We start from the raw sequence: 25,088 nt of genomic DNA on the forward strand, positions 1-25,088 counted from the left end.
TTCATGGTGGTGCTCGACCACCGCCACCGATGCCATCACCGGCGAACCGGCCGAACCGACCATCCACCGCCCATGGGCGCCTGCCCGTCACGCCCGGTGCTCGGACCGCCCATTCTCAGACCAGACCCGCCACCGCACCGCCACCGGCCCCCACCACGACGACCGCCCCGGGCGCCGCCACCAAGGACACCTCCTGAGCGTCACCGATCGCGACCTCCACCCTCGCCGCCTCCGTGCCATCCCACGGGGCACTCACCACCGCGGCGGCCTCCCCGCCGGCCCCGACCGGCGCGAAGCCCACCACCACCGCGTCCTCCAACGCCGCCCCCGACGCCTGCTCCACATCTGCTCCCTGCGGCGGTACCACGACGCGCGCCCGGCCCGAACCCGACGCCTCCCACCCCACCACCGTCCGGTCCTCCCCGTCCCAGCCTCCGAGCAGGCCCTCCGCGCCGGGGGACACCTCCACGAGGCCCCCGCCCGGGCCCTCCACCGCTTCCAACTCGGCCCGCGCCACCACGCGGCCCCGCGCATCGAACTCCAGCGACTCCACGGCCCTGCCACCGGTCACCCCGCGCAGGCCGACCGCGTCACCGTCCGCGCTCCGGTAGACCACGGCCGACGCCGGACCCATCGCCGGCACCTCGTACCGCCACAGCCGGGATCCGCGACGCGAGTTGATCCCCTCGACCGCCAGCACCTCCCGCTCCGCGCCGTCCCACTCGCCCTGCGTCCGGCAGCGCACCACCTGCACCACGACGCCGTCCTCCAGTGCCATCGCCCGCTCGACACCGTCGCACCCGCCGGCCGTCCACACCCGCTCCCCCGTCGTGAGGCCGAACCCGGCCAGCGCGCCCCCGCCCGCCGCAAGGAGCGACTCCACGACGAAGGCGTGTTCACTCACGAGCGCCGTCGGCTCCACCTCCGCGAACCCGGTACCGGTATCGGGGAACTGCGCGCGGACCGCGCCGGTGTGCGCGTCGAGCACGACCACCAGCGGCGGCAGCTCCACCGGACGCCGCCCCGTATCCGGGGAGAACACCACCACCACACGGGAGACCTCCGGTGCCGCGAACACCCCGACGGCGACCGACCCGGGCCTGCGGTAGTGCCACCGCTGCTCACCCGTCGCGGTGTCGAGCGCCACGGCCCCGTCGCCGATGTGCACGACCACCCCCGGGCCCGCTCTCTGCCCGCCCAGGACCTCCTGGCCCCCGGGCGGCTCCCAGGTCCAGCCCACCTCGGAGACGGAGCCGGGCACGGCGGCCGGCTCCCCCGGATCCGCCGCCTGCGCCGTCGCCGCGTCCACGGCCAGCACGCCCGTCAGGCCCAGGACGCAGGCGAGGGCCACACCGGATGCCGCCGCCCCGCAGACGGCACTCTCCCACCGGCGCCGGAACGCCCCCGGCGCCCACTCCCGCGGGGCCCACGTCAGCCAGGCGAGTGCGAGAACGGCCAGCGTCGCGCCCGCCGAGAACACGACCGGCCCCGTATGGACGGGGCCGTCGCCCGCGGACATCCGCCACACGTCGACCCACCCCACCGCGGCCGCGGAACCGAGGGTCAGGACGCCCAGCGCCGACCACCCGCGCATCGCCCACGCCGCCCCCGCTGCGCCCGTCCGACCGGCCGGTGAACCGGAGGGGGCCGCGGCCCGGCGCACCGCCAGGACCAGGCAGACGGCCACGCCGATCACGGGAAGGGCGGCGTAGGCCAGCGCCAGGAGCCGGTCGGCCGTGCCCGGAGCACCGCGCAGGACGATCTCGGAGAGCCGCATCCAGTCCAGGCCGCCCACGCCGGCGATGGCCAGCCCTGCCGCGAGCATTCCCGCTGAGCCCCACGTCGTCCGTTCCCCGCGCGTCGCCATGTTCCTGAGACGGCTGTGCTCCTTGTTCAGTTGCCCCGCACCCTCAGGAAAGGTCCGTCTCAGGTGGATGAAGATCGACATCATGAGAAACGCCCTCCGACGCTCCCCGGACAGATCCCGCCGGCAGCAAGGGTAGGTCGGCTCTGGCGGGTGCGTAGGGGGTTCTGTGTTTCCGTGATCCGTGTTGTCAGTAGGCACCTCGCCGGGCGTATTCCCGCTGAGCCGAACCTGTCAGCGGCACCTGAACGCCTCGTTCCCGGCCATCGCCGGATGCAACGCCGACCCGTCCCAATGGGTGAACACCGGTGCCGATGGCACCCACGCCTCCCCTCGGCCAAGCGCTCGGCGTTCCGCCGCTGTTTCCGGCGTCCGCCGGCCGCACCCACCACCACCGGCTCAACCGCGGCGCGTACTATTAGTATACGGATACGTTCACGTATTCAAAGGAGTCAGCGATGCAGTCGACCGAGGTGCTGATCATCGGGGCGGGGCCCACAGGGCTGACACTCGCCTGCTCCCTGGCCGCACACAACGTCCCGGTCCGCGTGATCGACGGCGCCTCAGGGCCCGCCGCCACCTCCCGGGCGAACATCCTGCACGCGCGCGGGGTCGAGGTCCTCGACAGGATGGGAGCGCTGAACGGCCTTCACGAGCAGGCTCTCGCTCCATTGGGAATGGCGATGCACGTACAGGGCCGCCCACTCGCCACGATGCGCTTCGCACCCGTCGACGGCGAGTCGGTGCAGGCGCTGTTCGTCTCCCAGGCGAGTGTGGAGAGCGGGCTCCGGCGCCGGCTGAGCGAGCTGGGGACCGAGGTCGAATGGGGTACGCGGCTGACGGACCTCGAACAGGACGGCGACGGCCTCACCGCCGGGTTCGCATCCGGGACGCGGCTGCGCGCGGCCTGGGCGGTGGGCTGCGACGGCGCGCACAGTACCGTGCGCGGTCGCACCGGCATCGAATTCCCCGGCGTACCGGTGGTCGAGCAGTTCCTGCTGGCGGACGTGCGTGCGCGCTGGGACCGGGACCGCTCGACGTCGGCCGGGTGGTTCCACCGAGACGGGATCCTCCTCGCGATCCCGATGCGGGGCATCGGTGAGAAGACACGCGAAGGCGGGGACCTGTGGCGTCTGATGGCCGATATCCCCGCGCCGGCCGCCGACGAACGCCTGGACGAGCGGCAGATCATCGACCGGTTCGAGCAGATCATCCCCGCCCGGGCCGGCGACGGCGGTGTGAAGATCCGCGGTGCGGAGTGGACCTCCGTCTTCCGCATCCACCGCCGGCTGGCGGCCGACTACCGGCGCGGGCGCGTCCTGCTGGCCGGCGACGCCGCCCACATCCACAGTCCGATCGGCGGACAGGGGATGAACACCGGCATCGGCGACGCGGAGAACCTCGGCTGGAAGCTGGCCCTCGTCACCGCGGGCCGCGCCGGCATCGGCCTGCTCGACACCTATACCGCCGAACGGCGGCCGCTGGCCACCGAAGTGCTCGCCGGCACCACAGCCAACACCAAGATCCTGGTGGGCGAGCGGGCGGTCACACGCGTGGTCCGCGACCGCCTCTTCGTCCCGCTGCTCAACCTGCCCGCCGTTCAGCGCAACGCGACCAGGACCGCCTCCCAGCTCTGGGTCACCTACCGCAAGGGCCCGTTGGGCGCGAGCAGCAGAGGCCGCGGGCCACACGCCGGCGATCGCGTCCCGGACCTCGACTGTCGGCGTGCCGACGGGACACGGACCCGGCTCCACGCCGAACTCGGCTGCGCTTGGGCGCTCCTCCTACCGCCGGCCGTGACCGATCCCGGTGCACTCCTCGCAGCGGCGCGCGAGTATCTTGGCGGCCATGTCACCGTGCTGCGCCCACATGAACCGGCGGCGGAGGGCGTCGTGATGCTCGTGCGACCCGATGGCCATCTCGGCTGGCAGGGCCCTCCCGCGGCTCCCCACCTGACACGTTGGCTGACCCGTGTCCTGGGCTGTGGGCAGGCGCAGGTATGACCGCCGATGGGACGCGACGCAAGCGCCCGGGCCGGCCGCGAGACCCGGAGGCCGACACGGCGATCCTGCGGGCCGCCGTCGAATCGCTCATCGAGCGCGGGGTCGACCAGACCAGTATCGAGCACGTCGCGAAGCGCGCCGGGGTCACCAAAGTGACCGTCTACCGCCGCTGGCGCACGAAGGAGGACCTGCTCGCCCACGCCATCGAGTCGGTCCGCGACGACCTGCCCAACGTCGCCCCACGACTCACGCCGGGGGTCCCGTTGACGGAGGTCATCGAGCAGCTCCTTCCCCAATGGGGCGAGGCCCTCGCCGATCCGCGTTTCCGTTCCCTGTCGGCCCGCCTCCTCGCCGCCGGCACGAGCCACCCGACCCTGCTCAATGCCTACCGGACCCACCATGTCCTGCCGCGCCGCGAGCGGGCCCGGGCGATCATGCTCCAGGCGCGACTCGACCGGCAGATCGACCCGGCGGCCGATGTCGACATGCTCATGGACATGATGGAAGGGGCGATCATCCATCGGCTCCTGCTCTCCATCGAGCCGATCACCCCGGAGGAGGCCACGCGCTACCTGCGCCGCCTCCTCGCTCAGGCGGGGTTCGCCATTCGGCTCCCCTGACCGCTGACACCCACCACCTGAGGCGGTCGCCGCCGGGGCGGGTCGAGCGTGACAGGCCGGGATCCCTCGAACACCCCGGCGGCGGGGGCGCCTCCCGCGCGGGAGTTCTCGCCCGCGTGCCCGCAAGCGATCAGCCTCCACTCGAAGCGGCGCAGGAGATGGGGTTCACTGGTCCGCGGCTGCTGGAGGCTCACCCGCCCGGCGGGGCAGGACGCCGGTCGCCCCCCGACGCCCGCGCAGAAACAGATCACGTCGGGAACCCGGTTCGCGGCCGGGGCCACGGCACCGCGGACCCGGACGACCATCCCAACCTATTGATTTTCGATCGGTATCTATTGATAATCGATGCATGGATCGATTCTTCATCTTCGCCCTACGCAGTGCAGCCGTCCTGGCGATCCTCGTCGGCTTCTTCGGCCAGTTCGTGGTCATCCCGGGCGCGGCGGCCGAGGCGGTAGCCTTCTTCCCCCCATACGCGCCGTTCGCCACGCCCTATATAACGCTGGCGATCCTGGGGGTCGCCTGTGTCCAGGTGGCCCTCGCCGGGGTCTGGATGCTGCTCGCCGTCTTCCGGCGCGATGCGGTCTTCACCCCCATGGCCTTCCTCTGGGTCGACGTCATCATCGGGGCCACCTTAGTGGCGACGCTGCTCACGGCCGGGGTCACCGTACACCTCGTCGTGGGCGAGATCCCCACGCCCGACGACGACATGGGGCTGATCGGGACGGCGGGCGCCGCGATCGTGCTGACCGGCTCGGGGGCGGCCGTGGCGATGCTGCTCGTCCTCATGCGCGGCCTCCTGCGCAAGGCCATGGACCTGCAGACCGAGATGGCCGAGGTGGTCTGATGGCGATCGTCGTCGATCTCGACGTCCACCTCGCCCGGCACAACATGTCGGTCGGCGAGTTCGCCGAGGCCGTGGGGATCACCCCCGCCAACATCGCCGTGCTGAAGAACGGCCGCGCCAAAGCGGTGCGGTTCACCACCCTCGACGCGATCTGCAGCACGCTGGACTGCCAGCCCGGGGACATCCTGCGCTGGGTGCCCGACGACGAGGACGGCACCGGCGCGGGGTGAGCGGCCCGGCCGACGACGGGGTCGACCGGATGACCACAGGGTTCAGCGGTAGCACTCGTCCGTGACGGAGCTGACCGAGCGTACATCCGCCGGATCCTGAGCCGGGGTTTTTCGCCCGCACGCACCTGTCCGAGAATCGATCGATCGATCGGTTCTCGCAAGCCCACTCGGAGCACCGCCCGAGGCGATTCAATCGGGCTGACGGGTGCCTAAAAAGATGGTGGAAACCCGTGGTGTCCACCAACTCCCGCTGGGGGATCCGTCCACCCTTTCCAAGGACGACGCGCTCGGCCGGGGCGCCCCCACCTCGTTGATCAGGGAATTTTGAGCTTCATCGCGGGACGACGGTAAATGGCGCGGTCGCGAGGCCGACTCCCCCCGCGACCGCCCACGCACAGCGCGATCTCGCGCAGGCGCATACGCGCCGGGTGGCGTCATCGGTGAGGCCGGAAGCGGACAAGCGCCTCCGCTCTGGCAGAGGGCGGGCACTCCCCCCGCAGGGCGCCGTCCGCCCAGGTCATCGGCCCCCGGATCGCACATGAGCACGCAATCGGCCACAAGCGGACATCCGTCCCTCCCGTCGCCGCCCGGCACCCCTCATCACCCCTTCCACCTGCACCGGGGCCCGCCCGCGCCGCCCTTGCCACGGCCGCGGCACCCGCCCGCGGGGGTCCGGTAGCGGCCTGAACCCGCCCACCGCCTCCGGCGTCTCACACGCAGTTGCCAATCCCTCACAGGCGGAGACTGCCATGAACGCCGTCATCGCATCCCTCCTCATCGGCGGCTTCGCCCTGCTCACCGCCGGCGTGGCGCTGCTGCCCCGGATCCGCACCCTGGAGGCGCTGCCGCGGCTGACGGTGGACGCCGCCCTGGCGCGCGGGAGCCAGGGCCCCGCCGTCATCACCGGCCTCGCCGCACCCGACACCGCCGGCCTGCTGAGCTCCCCCCTCACCGATCGCGCCTGCGTGTGGTGGGCCCTGGAGACACACCTGGTTCCCGGCCCGCGGTCGGCCGTGCTGGTCGCCCGGCGCGCCGCCGCCGCGGCCACCACCTTCCGGCTCACCGGCGACACCGGAAGCATCCGCGTCCACCCCGCCGGGCTGCACCCCCACCCCCGCCTCGGCCGCGCGCGCACCGCAGAGTCATTCGCCGACGCCGCCGCACCGCACCTGCTGCCCAGATCCGCCCACCGCGTCGCCGCACGCTTCCCGTGGATGCTGCCCCTGGCGTACCCGCCGTCGGGCCTGGAGGCCGTGGGGTTCGCCGAATGGCTGGTGGAGCAGGGCCAGCCCGTGACCGTCACCGGCCACCTGCACGCCGCGACCGGCCGCATGGTCGCCGCCCACCGCCTCGGCGGCCATGGCCGCAGCCGCATATTCGGCATCGCCCCCGCCGGACGCGCCGACGCCGCGAGCCGCGGCCTGCGGACGGGGCTGGGCACGCTGCTGGGCGCGGCCGTCCTGGCGTGGGCCGTGGCCGCGTTGCTCATCGCCGCCGCCGCGATATGACCGCACGGACCACAGCAGGAAAGGGGGGTGCGACGCCCGCGCCGGAGCGCCGGCGGCCGCTCGTCACGCGTCGGCCCGGGCCGGCCGTCCGTCGACCGACAGGCGGCGCCGGGTCGGCGACGAGCCGCCCCCTGCGGCCACCGCCGCCACCTGCGGGCGGTCGGCGCGCGGCGTGGCCCGACTCGCCGGCGCCCGGCGGCAGGCGGTCGGCGGCAGGCGGTCGGCGGCGGCCCCCTGCGCGCGGGCGGAACACCGCCCGTCACCTGCATATTCGTCCTAGAATGACACAGAATCACCCAACACTCACGGTGCGTGATCGAACCGTCTCCGATGCGGCTGAATGGGACAAGGTCCCCCGTCAACCGCATCCGCCGGAGGCAGCCATGAACACCAGCCACCGCACCGCGACCCAGCGCATCACCACCACCCTGGCCGTCCTCGCCCTTGGCGCCGCCACCGCCGCCACACCCGCCGAGGCGGCCACCTATCCCGGCCAGACGGTCAGCCGCTACACCCCGCTCGCCGGCGGCTCCGCCGAGCGCACCGCCGCCCGCGACGCCGGATGCGCCGAAGGGCGCACCGGACGCGACGGGGTGCGCGTCCTGTTCTTCGGCACCCAGGAGAAGGGCGACAAGCTCCGCCAGCCCGGAACCACCTCCGGCTCCACCAGCGCCCGCGTCGCCGCGAGCACGGCCGCCGACGTCGCAACGGCCTGGGCCGAAGGCTTCACCGAGTGCCGCACCGGGGGCGCCACCGCCGACCTCGCCATGGGCGTCAACAACAAGTCCGACGGCGGCATCGACGGTGCCGCCGCCGGCCGCGCCTGGGCCGCCATCGTCGACGGCACGGCCGATACCGAAGCCGTCACCATCACCGGTGCCGTCGACGCCGAACCCGCATGGTCGTCGCCCTCCTGGGCGCGCGGCTGGGTCGACGCCTTCACCCAGGCCAGCGACCACACCCTCTACGCGGCCAACTCCGCCGACGGCTGCCCCACCCACGGCTCCAGCTCGACCAGCTGCAACAACGGGTGGAAGCTCGCCGACCTGCACTATGTGGCGACCGGCGCCGCCCCCACCATCAAGGCGATCCCGCAGATCTACCGCACCGACGGCATCCAGGCCCGCCAGTGGTCGGCGATCAGCTCCTGGGGCGCCACCAAGGGCTCGGGACCGGTCCGCTTCGCCGGAGCCATGTCGCAAGAGGCCGCCTGCAAGCAGCGCGGCGGCTGCTCCACCACCGACAACTCCCCCAAGGACGCCTGGAACCAGCTGTACACCGAACTCAACGCCCACTCCGAGACCAAGGTCGACTCCCTGCCCGTCGCCACCGACATGCGCTGGGCCTGATCCGGCCGACCCGCGCCGCCGCCGCGCCTGGTCCGCGGACGGGCCGCCGCACCACCCCTTCTCAGGCGGGGTGGTGCGGCGGCCCGTCCGGCACCGCCTACCGGCCGTCGATGGCGGTCCCGCCCCGGGCGGGGTCGCGCACGGTCGCGGCGAAGGCGCCGGGAGCACGGTCCGAGCCGCCCCGCGGCGCCGGCCGGAAGCGGGACGGCGGGCGGCGCCGCGATCGGGGCGCGCCTCTGCGGCCGAGCCCCCGCCAGGCCCTGAAACGACGACCGCCCCCTACTCGGCCCGTCGACCCGCGGCAGGTACCCGCGCTCGTCTCTCCGGCGCGATGCGGACGCCCCGGACCCGCACCCGCCACGAAGCCGCGCGCCGCACACGCGGACACGACCCGCGGTAGGGCGCGCGGGTCAGCGGGCGCGCAGCGCCTCGATCACCGGACGCTCCACCGGCGTGGGCCGCTCCGCGTCGAGGTCGAACTCCCCCACGGGCAGCAGCGGCGGCTGGGCCATGAAGCGCGGCCCGGTGCCCCGATGCGGCTGGGCCGCGTGCACGAGGAACGGGTGGCACAGGAAGACGTCGCCGGCCGCGCCGGTGGCGAGCGCCTCGGGACGGCCCTCGCCGGCCGGGACGGCCGCGCCGCACAGGTCCATGAACTCACGGCCCTCGTCACCGGCCTCGGCCAGCAGCGGTGCGACGTCGCGGTGGGAGCCCACCCGGATGCGGGTGGGGGCGTCGTCGGGGCCGACGTCGGAGAACAGGAAGAGCATCAGCAGCGCACGGCCGCGCGAGCGCAGATTGACCCGGTACTCCCCCTGCGCGCCGGGGAACGACGCGTCGAGGTGCCAGCCGGCGTCGCCTGGGTCCTCATCGCTGGGGAAGCGCACCGGGAAGGTGCCGAGCCCGCCCAGGCGCTGCCAGCGGCCCCGGCCCACCAACCGGTCGAACGCCGCGTGCAGCGCCGGTGTGGTGGCGGCCTCCCGGAACGGCGGGGCGTGGTAGCCGCCGAGGCGGACGACCGGCCGGGTCCAGGTGGCGGGGTCGCCGGGGTCGCAGCCGAGGTCGGCCCACAGCAGCTCGCGGCCCTGGTCGGCCAGCTCGCGGGGGAACGCGCCGCGCAGGGCGACGAACCCGTCCTCGACGAACGCCTCGATGTCGCGCTCGGACAGCATGAACGGTACCTCCCACCGCGAACGCCGGGCGGTCGCGGCCTCTCAGTCGTGGACGGGTCGGCCTTACTCTCACCGAGCCGCCCGGGGCGCGCAACGGATTTTCACCGGCCCGTCCCCGATCGGCCGTACAGGCGGCGGGCACCGCCGGGGCGATCGGCACGCGGCCCGGCTCCCGGGATCCCGGCGGTCGTCACCCAGGGTCCGGCTCACGCCCGGCGCTCGGTCACACGGGCCACCGCTCGACCCGCCCGAGCGGTGGCCCCGGCCCGCCGGCCCCCGAGGAGACCCCGCGGCCGCCGCCGCTTCGACGACTCCCATCAGGCCCATGGCCGCGCCGGGGACGAACTGCGCGGCGCGCCTGCGGGGCCGACGCCCCCTCCCCGTCCACGGCGCGGGCCGACACCGCCGCCACCGGTCCCGATACCCGGTACGGCGTGCCGCAGCGGAGCGGAGCAGACCGAGGGGCTCCTCGGCGACCATGCAGGACGTGAGGAGGCCGGCCGGCACGGCACCGGCGCCCTCCCGGCTACCGGCCCCGCCGGCGCCCCGCCCCCACCGCTCACCCGGCACCGGCGCCCGCCCCCGCTGCGGTGCGCGACCAGGGCGGCCTGCGGCGCCACAGCTCATGCGGCATGCCCGGTAGGATCCAGCCGACCCCCGCTGCCCGGCCCACCCGATAGGGGACCTGGCACCCCTGCCACCGGCCCGCCACCCCAGCACAATGAACAAGGACACCCACCACCGCACCCCCGCCGGCGCGGCGGCCCCGCCCGGAAGGACCCCGCCCATGGCACGAACCGACGCCCTCCGGCCCGGCCTCCTGCACCTGCTGGCCTGGTCCCTCCTCCTCGTCGCCCACGCCGTCGCCGGAACCGCCCTCCTCGTCCTGTTCCTCATCGCCGGCGTCCTCTCCGCCATCTGGGTCGGCCTGCCCCTCCTGGTCACCATCACCCGCCTCATCCGCGCCCACGCCGACACCCACCGCCGGCTCCTCGGCCGCTTCCTCGACGACGGCCCCATCCCCACCCCCTACCGGCCCCTGCCCGACACGAGGCTGGGCGCCCAGATCCGCGCCACCATCACCGACCCCGCCACCTGGCGCGACCTCGCCTGGCTCGCCGTCAACACCCTCGCCGGCATCACCATCGCCGCCGTCCCCGCCGGCCTGCTCTTCCTCAGCGCCCTCAGCGCCCTCAGCGCCCTGTTCAACTGGACGTGGAGCTTCCACGACAGCTGGTACCCGCTCCTCATCTCCATCGCCCTGCTCACCGCCTTCCGCCTCCTGGCCCCCCTCGCCGTCACCCTCTACGCCCACCTCAACCGCTGGCTCCTGGCCCCCAACGAAAAGGCCCGCCTCACCGCCCGCGTCGCCCACCTCGCCACCTCCCGCGCCGAGACCATCGACGCCCAGGCCAGCGAAGTCCGCCGCATCGAACGCGACCTCCACGACGGCGCCCAAGCCCGCCTCGTCGCCCTCGGCATGAGCCTGGGCATGGCCGAGGAGATGCTCGACCACGACCCCGCCAACGCCCGCAAACTCCTCACCGAAGCCCGCGAGACCACCCGCCACGCCCTCACCGAACTCCGCGACCTCGTCCGCGGCATCCACCCGCCCGTCCTGGTCGAACGCGGCCTCGACGGCGCCGTGCGGGCCCTGGCCATCACCCAGCACCTGCCCATCACCGTCGACATCGAGCTGCCCGGCCGCCCCGCCGACCCCGTGGAATCCGCCACCTACTTCGCCGTCGTCGAACTGCTCACCAACGCCGCCAAGCACTCCGGAGCCGACCGCGCCTGGGTCCGCATCAACCACGGCCGCGGCCGCATGGTCATCATCGTCGGCGACAACGGCAGCGGCGGCGCCGACCTCCTCAACGGCACCGGCCTCCAAGGCATCCGGCGCCGCCTGGCCGCGTTCGATGGGACGATGAACCTCGTCAGCCCGGCAGGCGGGCCGACCATCGTCACCATGGAGCTACCGTGCGTGTTGTCATCGCCGAAGACCTCGCCCTCCTCCGCGACGGACTGATCCGGCTCTTACAGGCCCACGAATGCGACGTCGTCGCCGCCGTCGAGAGCGGCCCCGACCTCCTCAAAGCCCTCATCGAGCACCGCCCCGACGTCGCCGTCGTGGACGTCCGCCTGCCGCCCACCTTCACCGACGAAGGGCTCCAGGCCGCCATCGAGGCCCGCCGCCAGATCCCCGGCCTGCCCATCCTCGTGCTCTCCCAGCACGTCGAGCAGCTCTACGCCCGCGAGCTCCTCTCCGACGACGGCGGGGCAGTGGGCTACCTGCTCAAGGACCGCGTCTTCGACATCGGCCAGTTCATCGACGCCGTGCGCCGCGTCGCCGCCGGCGGCACCGCCATGGACCCCGCCGTCATCTCCCAGCTCCTGGCCAAGCACGACGACGGCCCCCTGGCCGCCCTCACCCCGCGCGAACGCGAAGTCCTCGGCGAAATGGCCGAAGGCCGCTCCAACTACGCCATCGCCGGGCGCCTCTTCATCACCGACAAAGCCGTCAGCAAGCACATCAACAACATCTTCACCAAGCTCGACCTGCCGCCCTCCACCGACGACAGCCGCCGCGTCCTGGCCGTCCTGGCCTACCTCAACCGCTGACCCGGCCCCGCCGAGACGCCGGCGGCGCGCCCGGGGCCGCCGCCCCGGGCACCCCGCCACCCCCTACTCCCGCGGCCCCGGTTCGGGCATGCGGTAGAGGCCGTCGATCTCCTCGGCGAACGCCCGCAGCACCGCGTCGCGCCGCAGCCGCCCGTCCTCCAGCACCAGTCCGCTGCGCGGCGTGAACTCCTCCGCCAGCACATGGAACGCCCGCACCGCCCACATCGAGGGCACCGCCCGGTTGGCCGCGCGCACCCCCGACTGGATCTCCCGCAGCAGGTCGGGATCGGCCGCCAGATCCTCGCGCGACAGCGACAGCGGCCGGTTGTTCACCAGCCGCCAGTACTCCAGCTGGTCGGCGATCAGCGTCACCAGCGCACTCGCATAGGGCCGGCCCGCCCCGATCACCATGGCCTGGCTGATCAGCGGGTGCGCCCGCAGGTGCTGCTCGAGCACCGCGACATGGTCGGCCTCCGGCGCCGCGCCGGCCGCGACCGCCCCCGCCGCAGCCTCCCCCCGCGCCCCGGCCGCGGGCACCGGCGGCACCGCCGGCGGCGGCCCCGCAACGGGCCTGCGGCGGGCGGGCTGCTCCGGCGGCGCCGCCAGCGACGCCTGCGCCCGCAGCCGCCGCCGCACGGTCAGGTACCCCCCGCTGTCCATCTCGCCGGCGAACCCCGTGGCCAGCCACCCGTCGCGAAACGCCGCCCGCCCCGCATCGGGCGCACCCCAATAGCCCGCGAACACCCCCGGGCCCCGCAGGTGCACCTCGCCGTCGCGCGCCAGCCGCATCTCCACCCCGGGCAGCGGCCGCCCGGCCGTACCCGCGCGCCGCTCCCCCGGGGCGTTCGCGGTGAACGCCCCGCCGCTCTCCACCGTCCCGAACGCCTGGAACACCGCGATGCCGATCCCCGAGTAGAACCGGTCCAGCCGCTCCTCCAGCCCGCCCCCGACGCACACCACCAGCCGGACCCGCCCGCCCAGCGCCTCACGGACCCGCCCGTACATCCACTCGTACATCGCCCGCGACATCCGCTTCCACGCGCTCTTGCGCTCGGCGCGGTCGAACTCCACCGCCAGGTCCGTCGCCGCCCGGAAAGCCGTCAGATCCTCATCCCCGGAACCGCCCGCACCGTCGGTCACCCGCGCGTACACCTGGCCCAGCAGCTCGGCGCCGCTCACCAGCACCGCGGGCTTGAACACGCGCAGATCCGCCTCCCAGCCCGCCCCGGGCCGGCCCACACCCACACGCACGCCCGCCAGCACGCACGCCACCAGGGCGGCGTGCCCGGCCACCCCCGCCAGCGGCAGCCGCAGCAGCGCGCTCTCCTGCCCGGGAGCGCGCCCGGGCAGGCCCGGAGCCAGCCGCTCCACCAGCCCCGCCGCCGACGACAGGTAGTTGCCGTGCGTCAGTACCGCGCCCCGCGCCCGCACCAGCCCCGTCACCGGGTACACGATCGACGCCGGGTCGTCGCGGCGCGCCTCGTCGCGCCGGTACCGCACCGCCGAGGAGTCCATGTAGGCGCCCGGCCGCGCGATCGCCTCCAGCCCTTCCCTGTCCAACCGGAACGTGCGCGCCAGATCGGTCAGCTCATAGGCGAGCCCCTCCACCACCGGGGCGTGCCGGCCGTCGTCCAGGACGATCGCGGCCGGACCGCAGTCGCGCAGGATGTGGCGCAGCCGCTCCGCCGAACACGTCGGCGCGACCGGCACCAGCACGGCGCGCACCACCCACACCGCGAAGGCGATCAGCGCCCACTCGTAGCGGTTCCCGCACACCAGGACCACGCGGTCGCCCGCGCCCACGCCCACGCCGATGAGGCCCTTGGCCACGGCGCCCATCTCGGTGAGGAACTCCCCGGCGGAGACCCGCTTCCAGTCACCCTCCGTATCCCGCCGCGAGAAGAAGTCGGCGCGCGCGTCCGCGCCGGCACTACGGTAAGCGAGCTCACCCAACCCCGTGATCTCCCGGGCCTGTGCCCCCGGGGCCGACCGAGACTGTCCCATTCCCGCGCTCGCCTCCACACCGATATTTCGCACGTCAAACGGACGTGCCCTACTGTGCACGTTCCCCTCACCCGGCGGCAACCCGCACAACACGCGAAAAGAGCGCAAAAACGCCCACCTGAACAGGAACCGCCTTTCTCCTCCTCCCCTCACCCACCGCACACGCCCCCGGCATCACCCACCGTCACCATCCGCCTGCACACCACACCCGTCCCACGACAACGGCCCGGGCGCACCACGCACCCGGGCCACATCACACGATCATCCGACCTCACACGGCAGGACGCACCGACCTCCGCGCCACCACCACGAACACCGCAGCGGCCACCACGCCCGTCGACACCATCACCACCGCCATACTCGCCAGGCTCGCCTCACCCGACGCCGTCAACCCCGCCAGCGCCGCCAACCCGCCGCCCAGCGCGAACTGCAACGACCCCATCAGCGCCGACGCCGTCCCGGCCACCGTCGGAGGCTGACTGGAGATCGCCAGCGTCGTCGCGTTGGGGAACACGAACCCCACGCTGAACATCATCACGAAGAACACCGCGGTCACCGCCACCAGCCCCGCAAAGCCCCCCACGCCCGCGAGCGCCAGCACGCCCAGCGACAGCACCGCCGTCAGCGCGCCCACCAGACCCGCCGCCAGCCGGCGCACGGTCTCCACCCGGCCGATCAGAAACCCGTTGACCTGGTTGCCCACCATGATCCCCAGCGTGTTCACCGCGAACACCATGCTGAACTGCTGCGCACTCGCCCCGAACTCGTTCTGCGACACGAACGAGAACGCGCTGATGTAGGTGAACATCATCCCGAAGCTCAACCCCAGCACCAGCACCGGACCCACGAACCGCACATCGCGCACCAGGCGCCCCACCGTCGACACCAGCCCCGCCAGGTTCATCGACCCGCGCCGCTCACGCGGCAGGCTCTCCGGCAGCCAGAAGAACACCACCGCCAGGCTCACCAGCGACACCACGCCCAGCACCGCGAACAGCAGCCGCCACGTCCCCAGCAGCAGCAACTGCCCGCCCAAGACCGGCCCCAGCAACGGAGCCAGCCCCATCACCAGCATCAGCCGGGAAAAGAACCGCGCCGCGTCATCGCCCTCGAACAGGTCGCGCACCACCGCCCGGGAGATCACGGCCCCCGCCGCACCGGCCACCCCCTGCACGAACCGCAGCGCGACGAACACCCCCGCCGACGGAACCAGCGCACACAGGAACGACGCCACCGTGAACAGCGCCGCACCCACCAGCAGCGGCACCCGACGCCCCCACGCGTCGCTCATCGGCCCGATCACCAGCTGCCCCAACGCCATGCCCAGCATGATCGCCGTCAGCGTCAACTGGATCCGCGCCTGCGACGACCCCAGATCCTCCGCGATCGCCGGGAACGCCGGCAGATACAGATCGGTCGCCAACGGCCCCATCGCCGTCAGCGTCCCCAACACCATCACCAACAACGCCACCGAGCGGCGCGACCGCGGCTCCGCCGGAGCGGTCACCGCCTCCGCAGAGGACGAACGGGCCAAAGACACGCGAAAGACTCCCATCCACGTCGGCGTCGGGGGATCGGCGGCACCGGGCCACCGATCAATGCCAACACCCGCCCACCACCGCTACATCCGCCGATGCCCACTACCCGGACGTGACCTGCGTTACCCACCCCTCCACCAGCGGCGACACCCCCGAATACCCGGACCGCCCACCCGGCCCCGCACCACCCACCCCGCCACACCCCGTCAACGCCCCCGCACCACGCGCAACCACCCCCCACCGGGCTCCCCGACCCCCGGCACCACAACGGCGGGGCACCCCCGGTACCCCGCCGCAGCACACCGCACCCGGCCACCAGGGCCGGCCGCGCTCACCCCACCAACGACTCCGCCAGCCGCTCCAGATCCCCCTCCGGGTCCACCGTCAGCCCCGTGTGGATCGGCCCCGGCTGCACGATCGTGCTCCGCGGCGCCGTCAACCAGCGGAACCGCCGACCCGCGTCCTCACGACCGGCCGCGCCCGCCCCCGGGCCGCCCCGGCACACCCGCTCCACCGCCTCCAACGCCAGCGCCACGCCCGCCACGTCCACCGATGCGTCCAGCGCCCGCAACCGGGCCTCATCCACCGCGCAGCGCGCCGCCAGGAACGACCGCGCCTTGCAGTACACGATCACCCCCGCGTTCACCTGCTCCCCGCGCTCCAACCGCGGCACGACGCGCACCAGCGCGTACTCGAACACGTCACGCTTCACCGCGGCACCTCCGGCAGCCACCCGCGGGTACCGGCACGCGTCAGCAGGTGCCCCACATAGGCCTCGCGCACCTCATCGACCGACCCGAACCCCGGCTCGTCCGCCAGCCACGCATCCGGCACGAGCCCTACGACCTCCCACAACAGCTCCGCCGTCACCAGCTCCGCGAACTCCGAATCCGCCCCCGCCACGTCCGGCCGCGCCCCGACCAGCACGTGCTCCGAGGCGTCGTAGCGCCGCGCCGCCGCCGGCCCCGCTCCGGACCAGTTGTGGTGGAAGATCAGCGTCGCCCCGTGGTCGATCAGGTACGGCCGCCCATGCCACACCAGCATGTTCGGGTTGCGCCACGTCCGGTCCACGTTGCCCACGAACGCGTCGAACCACATCACCCGCCCCGCCATCTCGGCGTCCACCTCGTACACCAGCGGGTCGAACGCCAGCGCCCCCGGCAGGTAGTCCATCCCCAGGTTCAGCCCGCCGCTGGCCTTCAGCAGCTCCTGGACCTCCGGATCAGGCTCGCCCCGCGCGATCACCGCGTCGAACCACACCAGCGTCAGCTCCGGCACCGGCAGGCCCAGCCGCCGCCCCAACTCCCCCGATATCACCTCGGCGATCAGGGTCTTGCGCCCCTGCCCCGCACCGATGAACTTCACCACGTACATGCCGAGGTCGTCCGCCTCGACCAGACCCGGAAGCGAACCGCCCTCACGCAGCGGCAGCACGTACCGGGTCGCCGTTATCTCTCGCAGCACGCCGCACAGCATACGGCCGAACCCCTCCGCTACCGTGCCATCATGCCGCTCAGCGACGAGGCGTTCAGCGCCCATGTGACCGACACCCTCGCCCACCTCAAAGGGGTCCACGCCGTGGCACTCGGCGGATCCCGCGCCACCGGCACCCACACCTCCGACAGCGACTGGGATCTAGCCGTCTACTACCGGCACCGGTTCGACCCCGGACAGCTCCGCCACCTGGGCTGGGAGGGAGAGGTCTCCGACATCGGCGGCTGGGGCGGCGGCGTGTTCAACGGCGGGGCCCGGCTCCAGGCCGACGGCCGCCGGGTCGACGTCCACTACCGCGACCTCGACGACGTCGAGTTCCGCCTCGCAGAAGCACAGCGGGGGCGCTTCGACGTCGAACGCCTCGCCTTCCACCTCGCGGGCGTCCCGACCTACATCGTGGTCGCCGAACTCGCGGTGAACGAGGTCCTGCACGGGGAGCTGCCGCGGCCCGGCTACCCCGAGGCGCTGCGCACCTCCGCCCCCGCCCGGTGGTGGGGCGATGCCCGCCTGACGCTCGACTACGCCCGCACCGCCCACGCCCAGCGGGGGCACCTGGCCGACACCGCCGGAGCGATCGCGGTCGCCGCGGCCCAGGCCGCCCACGCGGTGATGGCCGCGCGCGGCACCTGGGTCACCAACGAGAAGCGGCTCCTCGACACCGCCGGCGTGCGCGGGATCGACACCATCCTGGCGGGACTCGACACCGAAGCGGCGACCCTGATGGCGGCGACCGATGCCGCGGCGGTCCTCCTCGGCGGCGCGGTCGCCGCGGCCACGGAGGACAAGGCCGCCTTCTGACCCGTCGTGTACACGGGGCTGCGCCGCCCTCGCAAGGAGGGGTTTCCCGGGGAAGCCATGCCCGGGAAAGCCTCGCCTTGACGATGAGGGCGGCGCAGCCGCTCGATCCGGTTTTCTCGTGTGTTCGAAGTGCGGTGGAACCGCAACCGACGCCTGTACGTCGTAGATTTCTTAATGTGCGATCGGCGCGGTACCTCAGCGGGTCTGAGCGGCGTGCCGGGCGACGAGGATCAGGCAGCCCACCTCGGGCAGCTCTTCGGTGACGGCGACGATGCGGCCGGCGTCGGTGGCGGGATCCGCCACCAGCCCGCTCCGCCGGAACCGCTCGGCCATGCGGGGCACGGTCGGGCTGGTGTGCTGCGAGACGTCCACCAGCTCGACCACGTCGAGCCCGGCCTCGCGGGTCAGGCGCAGGTAGTCGTCGAGCGTGGCCCCTCCCCCGTTGAGGACCTCCTCGGACCTGCGCAGCAGGTCCGCGTCTCCCGCGCCCTCGGGCACCAGCACGTCGGTCAGGACGAGCCGCCCCCCGCGCCGGAGCACCCGCGCCATCTCCCGCAGGGCGACGCCGCGGTCCATGTGCAGGATCGACTCCAGCGCCAGGACCGCGTCGAACGAGGCGTCGTCGTAGGGCATGCGCATCGCGTCGGCGCACTCGAAGGAGACCAGGCGGTCCAGCCCCTCGGCCCGGGCACGCCGGTTGGCGTCGTCGACCTGCCCCTCGTTGACCGAGATCCCCAGCACACCGGCACCGGTGGCCCGGGCCACCCGCAGCGCCGGCTTGCCGATTCCGCACCCCACATCGAGCACCCGGTGCCCGACGTCGACACCGAGCCGCCCGATGAGGACGTCGGTGAACCGGTCGGTGGCGCTCTCGACCGACCGGGGGTCGTCGGGGGTGTCCCAGTAGCCGAAATGGAAATTGTCGTCCCACGCGCGGCTCAACAGCGGTCCGAGCGTGTCGTAGAAACGGGCGACCCCACCCGGAACCGGCCGGTCGTCGTGGAGTTCCATAAGGCACCTCGATTTCCTTCGCCGGGCGCGGTGCACGGCGGAGAGGGGGCGGAAGGAAGCTTGGAGGAGCCACCGGCCGCGCGAAACGCGGACCGTGATATCTCCACCCATTCGGACGGATCGGCGAATTCCGATCGCAGGGGAACGTTCGGAATTCAACAGAAATCGCATCCCAAGAACACTTTATCGAAATCCCTTGGGGCGTACCCGTTCATCGTGGAAAACCCGCGCATCCGCCGTCTCGGCGCCGGAGGGGGGCCCGGGGCGCGCGGGCGCCGCCCGCTGCGCACCCGCGGAAAAACCCGTGGCGCGCGCCTTCGGCCGTGGGGTAGCTTGCGCCTCATGTGTGGCATCTGTGCTCTGACCGACCGCCGGGGTTCGGCCCGGTGGGGGGCGGCTCTCGTGCGCCGTCCGCGCCTCCGGACCGACGTCCTGGACCGGTCGACCCGAGCCCGCATCTGACCCGCGTCGCGGCCTGATCGCCCGATCACCGGCCGCACCGCGGCGGCACCACCGTGCCGTCCGACCACCCGTGCGCCGTGCGGCGCCGGGGTTCCGACGCATACCCGGCGCTCGCTCGCTCGCTTCCGCCGCCGCCCCGCGCGGCGGCCCCACACCGGTCCAGGGCCCAGCCATGTCCACCGAACATCGGACGGGCGGCCCGGATCGCTTTCGCATGCCCATGGCCGCAGCTCGGCCGCTCCCGCGCCGCCCGTCCCCGTCCGCCGCCCCACAGCGGCAGGAACGGACGTGCCCATGGGATCCGCACGACGCGACCGCCCCCAGCCCACCCCGCCCCGCGGCGGCGCCTCCGCGCGCCGCACCGCGGCCGGCCCCCGCCGCAACGGCGGCGACCGCGGCCGGCGCCGCACCCTCTCGCAGAACTTCCTCACCGACACCGGGCTCGCCCGCGCACTGGTGCGCACCGCCGGGGTCGGCCCCGGCGATCTCGTGGTCGAGATCGGCGCCGGCGAGGGCATGCTCACCCGGTTCCTCGCCTCCGCCTGCCGCCGGCTCATCGCCTACGAGGTCGACCCCGCCCTCGCCGCGGGCCTCTCCCGGCGCTTCGCCGGACGCGGGGTCACCGTCGAACACGCCGACATCCGCACCGCCGCACCCCCCGGTGACTCCTTCGCCGCAGTCGGCAACATCCCCTACTCCATCACGGCCGACATCGTCGACTGGTGCCTCGCCGCCCGCGGCCTGACCTCGGCCACCCTGGTCACCCAGCTCGAATACGCGCGCAAACGGACCGGTGGCTACGGCCGCTGGAGCCGGCTCACCGTCCGCACCTGGCCCGACTTCTCCTGGGAAATGGGACGGCGGATCCCGCGCGACCGCTTCCACCCCGTGCCCCGTGTGGACTCCGCCGTCCTGCTCCTGCGCCGGCGGGCGCGTCCGCTGCTGCCGGCGCACCTGCGCGGCGCCTACCGGCGCCTGGTCGACCTCGGCTTCACCGGCACGGGCGGCTCCCTGCGGGCCTCCCTGCGAACGGCGCACGCCGCCCACCGCGTCGACGCCGCCCTGGCCGCCGCCGGGATCGGCCGCACCACGGTGGTCGCCTTCGTCGCGCCGGACCAGTGGATCACCCTGGCCGCCCACCTCCTGGACACCGCCCGGCGCCCCGGCACCCGCCACGGCGGATGACCCCGCGGCACGCGCTCCGGCGCCGGTCGTCACGACGGCCGGCGCCGGCCCTGTGGGCGATCGGCCACCGGTGGGCGGTGCTCCGGGCCCGGCCCGCACCCCCGGAGCACCGCCACGGGCCGTTAGCCCCCGCGGGCCGCCCACCGGGCACGAGCCCCCGCCCCGGCCGCCCGGGGCGGCCGGGGCGCGGTGTCCACCACGTGTCGGCACGTGCGATCACTTGCGCGCCCATGGGCTAGCCTCGCCTTCGGGCGGGGCTCGGCCCGGCGCGCGGGCCGCCGGGCGCGGGCCGGGGCACCGGCCCGCGGCACGCCGGCCGGACGGCCGCGGACACGGCCGGAGCCGTCCACCTCCCGGTGCGCCACGCACCGGGGACACCATGACACCGAAAGGGGCGCGGGTGCTCGTCGTCCACGGAGCCTGGCGGACGTCGCCCGCCGGCGGCGAACTCCTGCTGTGGGCGGAGGACTCCACCGCGCCCGCCCGCACGGCCGCCCGCGCCCGGCCCCGCCCCCACCCCTACGCCGCACCCGAAGCCCTCCTGCGCGACACCCTCGCCGCGGCCCCCGGCGGCACCGGCGCCGACCACGGCGCCCGCCTCGCCAAAACCCGCGCGACCGCCCTCGACCTCCTGCTGCCCGGATCCCCCACCCACCCCCTCCCCTCCCCCGCTCTGGGACCCGTGCCCGACGCCCCCGATGTCCCCGCCCCGGCCCTGCTCCCGTGGCGCGTGCCCGCCCTCGCGGTCCCCGCCGAACACGCCCCCGCGCTCCTGGCCGCCCTGCGCGCCGCTCCCGCCGGCGACACCGCCACCGGCCCGGGCCTGCGCCACCTCGCCGCCGTCCTCGACTTCGCCGAGCACCTCGCCTCGACCGGGCGGCTGCTCCCCCGCCTCGTCGGCCACCCGCCCCGCGCCCTCTGGCGCCCCGTCCTCACCGGCGCCGACGCCGCCCAGGCCGCCGAACTCGCCGCCGCCCTGCCGCCCGTCGCCCGCGCCCACACCGACCCCGACCGCGATCCGCCGCAGGCGCTGGCCGCCCACGCCCTCAACGACCTCCTCGACGCCGTCGCCCGGGCCCGGCCGGCGCCGACCCGCGGCCTGGCCCCGCTCGCCGCGGCCCTCACCGCCTCCGATCCCCTCCTCGCGCCCGACGCCGCCGACACGGCCGCCCCCCTGGCCGCCCGGCTGCGCGCCTGGCACCACGACGCCGAACGCGCGCCCTCCCGGGCCCGGCTCCTGTTCCGCCTCATCGAACCGCAGCGCTCCCCCGGCCCCGACCCGCAGGCCCCGCCGGGCACCGGCTCCGGCGCCGCCGCGGAGACCTGGCGGGTGGAGTTCTGGGTGCAGTCCAGCACCGACCCCAGCCTCCAACTCCCCCTGGCCGACCTCTGGCTGGGCCACGGCGGCGCGTGGCTGCCCGACGACGTCGAATCCGCCATGCTCGCCGATCTCAACCGTGCCGCCCGCCACTACCCGGCCGTGCGCGGCGCGCTGCGGGAACTGGCCCCCTCCGGCATCACCATGGGCACCGGCGGCGCCCATGTGTTCATCCGCGACACCGCCCCCCGGCTCGACGCCGCCGGGTTCGCCGTCGTGCTGCCCGAGTGGTCCGGGCGCCCGTCCTTGGGGCTCCGGCTCACCGCCCGCGAGCGGCCCGCCGCGGCCGGTGGCGGCATCTCCCCCGGGGACCTCGTCGACTTCTCCCTCGACGCGGTCCTCGGCGACACCCCGGTCGACCTCGGCGAGCTCACCGAGCTCGCCCGCCTCAAACAGCCACTGGTCCGGCTGCGCGGGCACTGGGTGGAGGTCGACCCGGCCCATCTGCGCAGCGCCCTGGAGTTCCTGCGCCGCCGCGGCCGGGGCGCGATGCGCCGCGACGAGGCCCTGCGCATGATCGTGGACCCCGGCCCCGGCGCGCTGCCCGTCACCGCGATCGACGCCGACGGCCCCCTCGGCGCCCTGCTCAACGGCGATACCGAGCGCCGGGTCGCTCCCATGGCCACCCCGCGGGACTTCACCGGGGCGCTGCGGCCCTACCAGGAGCGGGGGGCGGCCTGGCTGCGCTTCCTGGGCGGCCTCGGGCTGGGCGCGATCCTCGCCGACGACATGGGGCTGGGCAAGACCGTCCAGCTGCTCGCCCTGCTCACCGACGAACGCGGTGCCGGGCCCTCCCCCGGCCCCACGCTGATGGTCTGCCCGGTCTCCCTCGTCGGCAACTGGCAGCGCGAGACCGCCCGCTTCGCCCCGGACCTGCGCGTGCACGTCCACCACGGCCCCCAGCGCCCGCGCGGCAACGACCTCGCCCGCATCGCCGGCGCCAGCGACCTGCTCATCACCACCTACGGCGTGGTGCTGCGCGACTCCGCGGAACTGGCGGCGCTGCCCTGGCACCGGGTCGTCTGCGACGAGGCCCAGGCCGTCAAGAACAGCGGGACCCGCCAGGCGCGGGCCGTCCGCGAACTGCCCGCCGCCTCGCGCATCGCCCTCACCGGCACCCCGGTGGAGAACAACCTCGGCGAGCTCTGGTCGATCATGGAGTTCGCCAATCCGGGGCTGCTCGGGTCCCAGGCCGCCTTCCGCGCGGCGATCGCCGACCGCGTCGAGCGTTCGGTCCACGGCCGCACCGGGGGCGCGGAGCCCCCGCCCGGCGCCGCGGGCGCGTCCGGCGCCGCCGGCGACGGGGACGGGGACGGGGACGGCACGGCCCTGCTCAAGCGGCTCACGGGCCCCTTCATCCTGCGCCGCCTCAAGACCGACCGCTCGATCATCACCGACCTGCCCGAGAAGCACGAGATCCGCACCTGGTGCACGCTCACCCCCGAACAGGCCACCCTCTACAAGGCCGCCGTCGACGACATGACCGAGCGCATCGACGACGCCGACGGGATCCAGCGCAAGGGGCTGGTGCTGGCCACCATGGCCCGGCTCAAGCAGATCTGCAACCACCCCGCCCAGTTCCTCGCCGACGGATCCCCCCTGGCCGGGCGCTCGGGCAAGCTCGACCGGGTCGAGGGCCTGCTGGAGGAGGCCATGGCGGAAGGCGACAAGGCGCTGTGCTTCACCCAGTACACCGCCCTGGGCGACCGGCTCGCGCCCTACCTGGCCGCGCGGCTGGACCGCGAGGTGCTGTGGCTGCACGGCGGCACACCGCGCGCGCGGCGCGAGGAGATGGTGCGGCGCTTCCAGGAGTCCGCCGAGCCCGCCGTGTTCCTGCTCTCGCTCAAGGCCGCCGGCACCGGGCTCAACCTCACCGCCGCCAACCACGTCGTCCACTTCGACCGGTGGTGGAACCCGGCCGTCGAGGACCAGGCCACCGACCGCGCCTTCCGCATCGGGCAGCGGCGCGACGTCCAGGTCCGCAAACTCATCTGCGTGGGCACCCTGGAGGAACGCGTGGACGACATGATCCAGCGCAAGAAGGCGCTCGCCGAGAGCGTCGTCGGCACCGGGGAGGACTGGCTGACCGAGCTGTCGACCGAGGACCTGCGCGACGTCATCCGCCTGGCCCCCGAGGCGGTCACCCGGTGAGCCCCGCTGCGGGCGGCCCCCGTGAGGGCCGCACCTGGTGGTCGCGCCGGTTCATCGAGGCCCTGGAGTCCGGCACCGAGTCCGGGCGCCTCGAACGCGGCCGCGGCTACGCCCGGCAGGGTGCCGTGCGCGCCCTCACCGTGCGCGCCGGCGAGGTCACCGCCCAGGTCCAGGGGTCGCGTGCCCGCCCCTACCGGGTCAGCCTCATCGTGCCCGTCCTCGACGACGACCAGTGGGCCACCGTCACCGCCGCGCTGGCCGGCCAGCCGCTCTTCCGCGCGCACCTGCTCGCCGGCGAACTGCCGCCCGAGGTCGAGCGCGTCTTCGACGTCCTGGGCCTGCGGCTGTTCCCGGCCGGTCTCGGCGACACCGTGCTCACCTGCTCGTGCCCCGACTGGGGGCACCCCTGCAAACACGTGGCCGCGGCGCTCTACGTGCTCGCCGGCTCCCTCGACGACGACCCGTTCCTGCTCCTGGCCTGGCTGGGCCGCGAACGGGGCGCGTTCCTGTCCGAGCTGCGCCGCCGCTCCCGGAGCGCGCCGCAGGACCCCGCCGCGGGCGGCGGCGACGCCTTCCCCGACCTCCCGCCGCCCGCGGACGCCGCACCCGCGCCTCTGCCGGACTCCCCCGAGGGGTTCTGGTCGTCCCCCACGCCGCCCCGGGCCGTCCCGGTGACGCGTGCGGAACCGGTCGTGCCGGCGGTGGACCCGCCGGAGGGCTCCGCAGGTCTCGTCGGCGACCTCGCGCCGCTGTACGAGAGGCGGGCGCGCGGCGGCCCCGCGGATGGCGCGCGCAGGGGCTATTCGGACCGCCTTTATTGAGGAATCACCCATCGAACCGGACTCGGATGGC

At 74.3% G+C, this 25,088-nt stretch carries 19 protein-coding genes; 12 read left to right on the forward strand and 7 right to left on the reverse strand.

The window, feature by feature from the left end; translation table 11 throughout:
- Nucleotides 1–115: 115 nt before the first annotated feature.
- A complete protein-coding gene (locus tag ACFO4E_RS14100; RefSeq protein ID WP_378574663.1) occupies nucleotides 116–1,825 on the reverse strand; it encodes a hypothetical protein in 1,710 nt (569 codons plus the stop codon).
- 497 nt (nucleotides 1,826–2,322) lie between these two features.
- Between ACFO4E_RS14100 and ACFO4E_RS14105 the strand changes: the two genes are divergently transcribed.
- The 6 genes from ACFO4E_RS14105 (at nucleotide 2,323) to ACFO4E_RS14130 (ending at nucleotide 8,421) form a co-directional block, all read left to right on the forward strand.
- A complete protein-coding gene (locus tag ACFO4E_RS14105) occupies nucleotides 2,323–3,867 on the forward strand; it encodes an FAD-dependent monooxygenase (RefSeq protein WP_378574665.1) in 1,545 nt (514 codons plus the stop codon).
- Complete coding sequence (locus tag ACFO4E_RS14110; protein ID WP_378574667.1) at nucleotides 3,864–4,487, forward strand: TetR/AcrR family transcriptional regulator; 624 nt, start codon at nucleotides 3,864–3,866, stop codon at nucleotides 4,485–4,487. Before ACFO4E_RS14105 ends, ACFO4E_RS14110 begins: the two co-directional genes overlap by 4 nt.
- Nucleotides 4,488–4,836: 349 nt before the next feature.
- Nucleotides 4,837–5,334: a DUF2975 domain-containing protein gene (locus tag ACFO4E_RS14115; RefSeq protein ID WP_378574669.1), complete on the forward strand. Its 498-nt coding sequence runs from the start codon at nucleotides 4,837–4,839 to the stop codon at nucleotides 5,332–5,334.
- On the forward strand, nucleotides 5,334–5,564 hold the full coding sequence (locus ACFO4E_RS14120; RefSeq protein ID WP_378574671.1) for a helix-turn-helix domain-containing protein: 231 nt from the start codon (nucleotides 5,334–5,336) through the stop codon (nucleotides 5,562–5,564). The genes ACFO4E_RS14115 and ACFO4E_RS14120 overlap by 1 nt, the downstream gene beginning before the upstream one ends.
- Before the next feature lie 749 nt (nucleotides 5,565–6,313).
- A complete protein-coding gene (locus ACFO4E_RS14125) occupies nucleotides 6,314–7,072 on the forward strand; it encodes a hypothetical protein (RefSeq protein ID WP_378574673.1) in 759 nt (252 codons plus the stop codon).
- A 383-nt stretch (nucleotides 7,073–7,455) separates the two neighbouring features.
- On the forward strand, nucleotides 7,456–8,421 hold the full coding sequence (locus ACFO4E_RS14130; RefSeq protein ID WP_378574675.1) for a hypothetical protein: 966 nt from the start codon (nucleotides 7,456–7,458) through the stop codon (nucleotides 8,419–8,421).
- Nucleotides 8,422–8,831: 410 nt separating this feature from the next.
- Here ACFO4E_RS14130 and ACFO4E_RS14135 read toward each other — a convergent pair whose 3' ends face one another.
- Nucleotides 8,832–9,593 (reverse strand): phytanoyl-CoA dioxygenase family protein, encoded by a 762-nt coding sequence (locus ACFO4E_RS14135; protein WP_378574677.1) that lies wholly within the window; start codon nucleotides 9,591–9,593, stop codon nucleotides 8,832–8,834.
- Nucleotides 9,594–10,380: 787 nt separating this feature from the next.
- On the opposite strand from ACFO4E_RS14135, the gene ACFO4E_RS14140 reads away from it, so the two are divergent.
- The gene (locus ACFO4E_RS14140) at nucleotides 10,381–11,622 is read left to right on the forward strand and encodes a sensor histidine kinase (RefSeq protein WP_378574679.1); all 1,242 of its coding nucleotides are present in this window, start codon (nucleotides 10,381–10,383) and stop codon (nucleotides 11,620–11,622) included.
- A complete protein-coding gene (locus tag ACFO4E_RS14145) occupies nucleotides 11,574–12,215 on the forward strand; it encodes a response regulator (RefSeq protein ID WP_378574680.1) in 642 nt (213 codons plus the stop codon). The genes ACFO4E_RS14140 and ACFO4E_RS14145 overlap by 49 nt, the downstream gene beginning before the upstream one ends.
- A 63-nt stretch (nucleotides 12,216–12,278) precedes the next feature.
- On the opposite strand, the gene ACFO4E_RS14150 is transcribed toward ACFO4E_RS14145, so the two are convergent.
- From ACFO4E_RS14150 to ACFO4E_RS14165, 4 genes are all read right to left on the reverse strand, one after another.
- Nucleotides 12,279–14,168, reverse strand: a complete 1,890-nt coding sequence (locus ACFO4E_RS14150; protein WP_378574682.1) for an AMP-dependent synthetase/ligase — start codon at nucleotides 14,166–14,168, stop codon at nucleotides 12,279–12,281.
- Nucleotides 14,169–14,490: 322 nt separating this feature from the next.
- Nucleotides 14,491–15,774, reverse strand: coding sequence for a multidrug effflux MFS transporter (locus ACFO4E_RS14155; protein WP_378574684.1), 1,284 nt, complete (start codon nucleotides 15,772–15,774; stop codon nucleotides 14,491–14,493).
- A 314-nt stretch (nucleotides 15,775–16,088) separates the two neighbouring features.
- Nucleotides 16,089–16,469, reverse strand: a complete 381-nt coding sequence (locus ACFO4E_RS14160; protein WP_378574686.1) for a DUF3037 domain-containing protein — start codon at nucleotides 16,467–16,469, stop codon at nucleotides 16,089–16,091.
- Nucleotides 16,466–17,233, reverse strand: a complete 768-nt coding sequence (locus ACFO4E_RS14165) for a HipA family kinase (protein WP_378574688.1) — start codon at nucleotides 17,231–17,233, stop codon at nucleotides 16,466–16,468. Before ACFO4E_RS14165 ends, ACFO4E_RS14160 begins: the two co-directional genes overlap by 4 nt.
- Before the next feature lie 30 nt (nucleotides 17,234–17,263).
- Here ACFO4E_RS14165 and ACFO4E_RS14170 point away from each other — a divergent pair, with 30 nt between their 5' ends.
- Nucleotides 17,264–18,049: a nucleotidyltransferase domain-containing protein gene (locus ACFO4E_RS14170; protein WP_378574690.1), complete on the forward strand. Its 786-nt coding sequence runs from the start codon at nucleotides 17,264–17,266 to the stop codon at nucleotides 18,047–18,049.
- Between the two features lie 195 nt (nucleotides 18,050–18,244).
- Here ACFO4E_RS14170 and ACFO4E_RS14175 read toward each other — a convergent pair whose 3' ends face one another.
- On the reverse strand, nucleotides 18,245–19,060 hold the full coding sequence (locus tag ACFO4E_RS14175; protein WP_378574692.1) for a methyltransferase domain-containing protein: 816 nt from the start codon (nucleotides 19,058–19,060) through the stop codon (nucleotides 18,245–18,247).
- 756 nt (nucleotides 19,061–19,816) lie between these two features.
- Here ACFO4E_RS14175 and erm point away from each other — a divergent pair.
- The 3 genes from erm to ACFO4E_RS14190 all read left to right on the forward strand — a co-directional run bounded on the left by erm (nucleotide 19,817) and on the right by ACFO4E_RS14190 (nucleotide 25,057).
- A complete protein-coding gene (gene erm, locus ACFO4E_RS14180) occupies nucleotides 19,817–20,707 on the forward strand; it encodes an ErmE/ErmH/ErmO/ErmR family 23S rRNA (adenine(2058)-N(6))-methyltransferase (RefSeq protein ID WP_378574694.1) in 891 nt (296 codons plus the stop codon).
- Nucleotides 20,708–21,086: 379 nt separating this feature from the next.
- Nucleotides 21,087–24,236, forward strand: a complete 3,150-nt coding sequence (locus ACFO4E_RS14185; RefSeq protein ID WP_378574696.1) for a DEAD/DEAH box helicase — start codon at nucleotides 21,087–21,089, stop codon at nucleotides 24,234–24,236.
- Nucleotides 24,233–25,057 carry an SWIM zinc finger family protein gene (locus tag ACFO4E_RS14190; RefSeq protein ID WP_378574698.1) on the forward strand — a complete coding sequence of 275 codons (825 nt, stop codon included), beginning with the start codon at nucleotides 24,233–24,235 and terminating at the stop codon, nucleotides 25,055–25,057. The genes ACFO4E_RS14185 and ACFO4E_RS14190 overlap by 4 nt, the downstream gene beginning before the upstream one ends.
- Nucleotides 25,058–25,088: the final 31 nt, after the last annotated feature.

The sequence above is a fragment of the Nocardiopsis mangrovi genome (genome assembly GCF_042653925.1).
Classification (GTDB): Bacteria; Actinomycetota; Actinomycetes; order Streptosporangiales; family Streptosporangiaceae; genus Nocardiopsis_B; species Nocardiopsis_B mangrovi.

What these genes read in the sequence shown, in the direction of transcription:
- erm (WP_378574694.1), top strand. Translation starts at nt 19,817, where the DNA reads ATGGGATCCGCACGACGCGACCGCCCCCAGCCCACCCCGCCCCGCGGC.
- ACFO4E_RS14165 (WP_378574688.1), bottom strand. Translation starts at nt 17,233, where the DNA reads ATGCTGTGCGGCGTGCTGCGAGAGATAACGGCGACCCGGTACGTGCTG.
- ACFO4E_RS14100 (WP_378574663.1), bottom strand. Translation starts at nt 1,825, where the DNA reads ATGCTCGCGGCAGGGCTGGCCATCGCCGGCGTGGGCGGCCTGGACTGG.
- ACFO4E_RS14115 (WP_378574669.1), top strand. Translation starts at nt 4,837, where the DNA reads ATGGATCGATTCTTCATCTTCGCCCTACGCAGTGCAGCCGTCCTGGCG.
- ACFO4E_RS14135 (WP_378574677.1), bottom strand. Translation starts at nt 9,593, where the DNA reads ATGCTGTCCGAGCGCGACATCGAGGCGTTCGTCGAGGACGGGTTCGTC.
- ACFO4E_RS14125 (WP_378574673.1), top strand. Translation starts at nt 6,314, where the DNA reads ATGAACGCCGTCATCGCATCCCTCCTCATCGGCGGCTTCGCCCTGCTC.
- ACFO4E_RS14140 (WP_378574679.1), top strand. Translation starts at nt 10,381, where the DNA reads ATGGCACGAACCGACGCCCTCCGGCCCGGCCTCCTGCACCTGCTGGCC.
- ACFO4E_RS14120 (WP_378574671.1), top strand. Translation starts at nt 5,334, where the DNA reads ATGGCGATCGTCGTCGATCTCGACGTCCACCTCGCCCGGCACAACATG.
- ACFO4E_RS14185 (WP_378574696.1), top strand. Translation starts at nt 21,087, where the DNA reads ATGACACCGAAAGGGGCGCGGGTGCTCGTCGTCCACGGAGCCTGGCGG.
- ACFO4E_RS14170 (WP_378574690.1), top strand. Translation starts at nt 17,264, where the DNA reads ATGCCGCTCAGCGACGAGGCGTTCAGCGCCCATGTGACCGACACCCTC.
- ACFO4E_RS14105 (WP_378574665.1), top strand. Translation starts at nt 2,323, where the DNA reads ATGCAGTCGACCGAGGTGCTGATCATCGGGGCGGGGCCCACAGGGCTG.
- ACFO4E_RS14130 (WP_378574675.1), top strand. Translation starts at nt 7,456, where the DNA reads ATGAACACCAGCCACCGCACCGCGACCCAGCGCATCACCACCACCCTG.
- ACFO4E_RS14175 (WP_378574692.1), bottom strand. Translation starts at nt 19,060, where the DNA reads ATGGAACTCCACGACGACCGGCCGGTTCCGGGTGGGGTCGCCCGTTTC.
- ACFO4E_RS14155 (WP_378574684.1), bottom strand. Translation starts at nt 15,774, where the DNA reads ATGGGAGTCTTTCGCGTGTCTTTGGCCCGTTCGTCCTCTGCGGAGGCG.
- ACFO4E_RS14110 (WP_378574667.1), top strand. Translation starts at nt 3,864, where the DNA reads ATGACCGCCGATGGGACGCGACGCAAGCGCCCGGGCCGGCCGCGAGAC.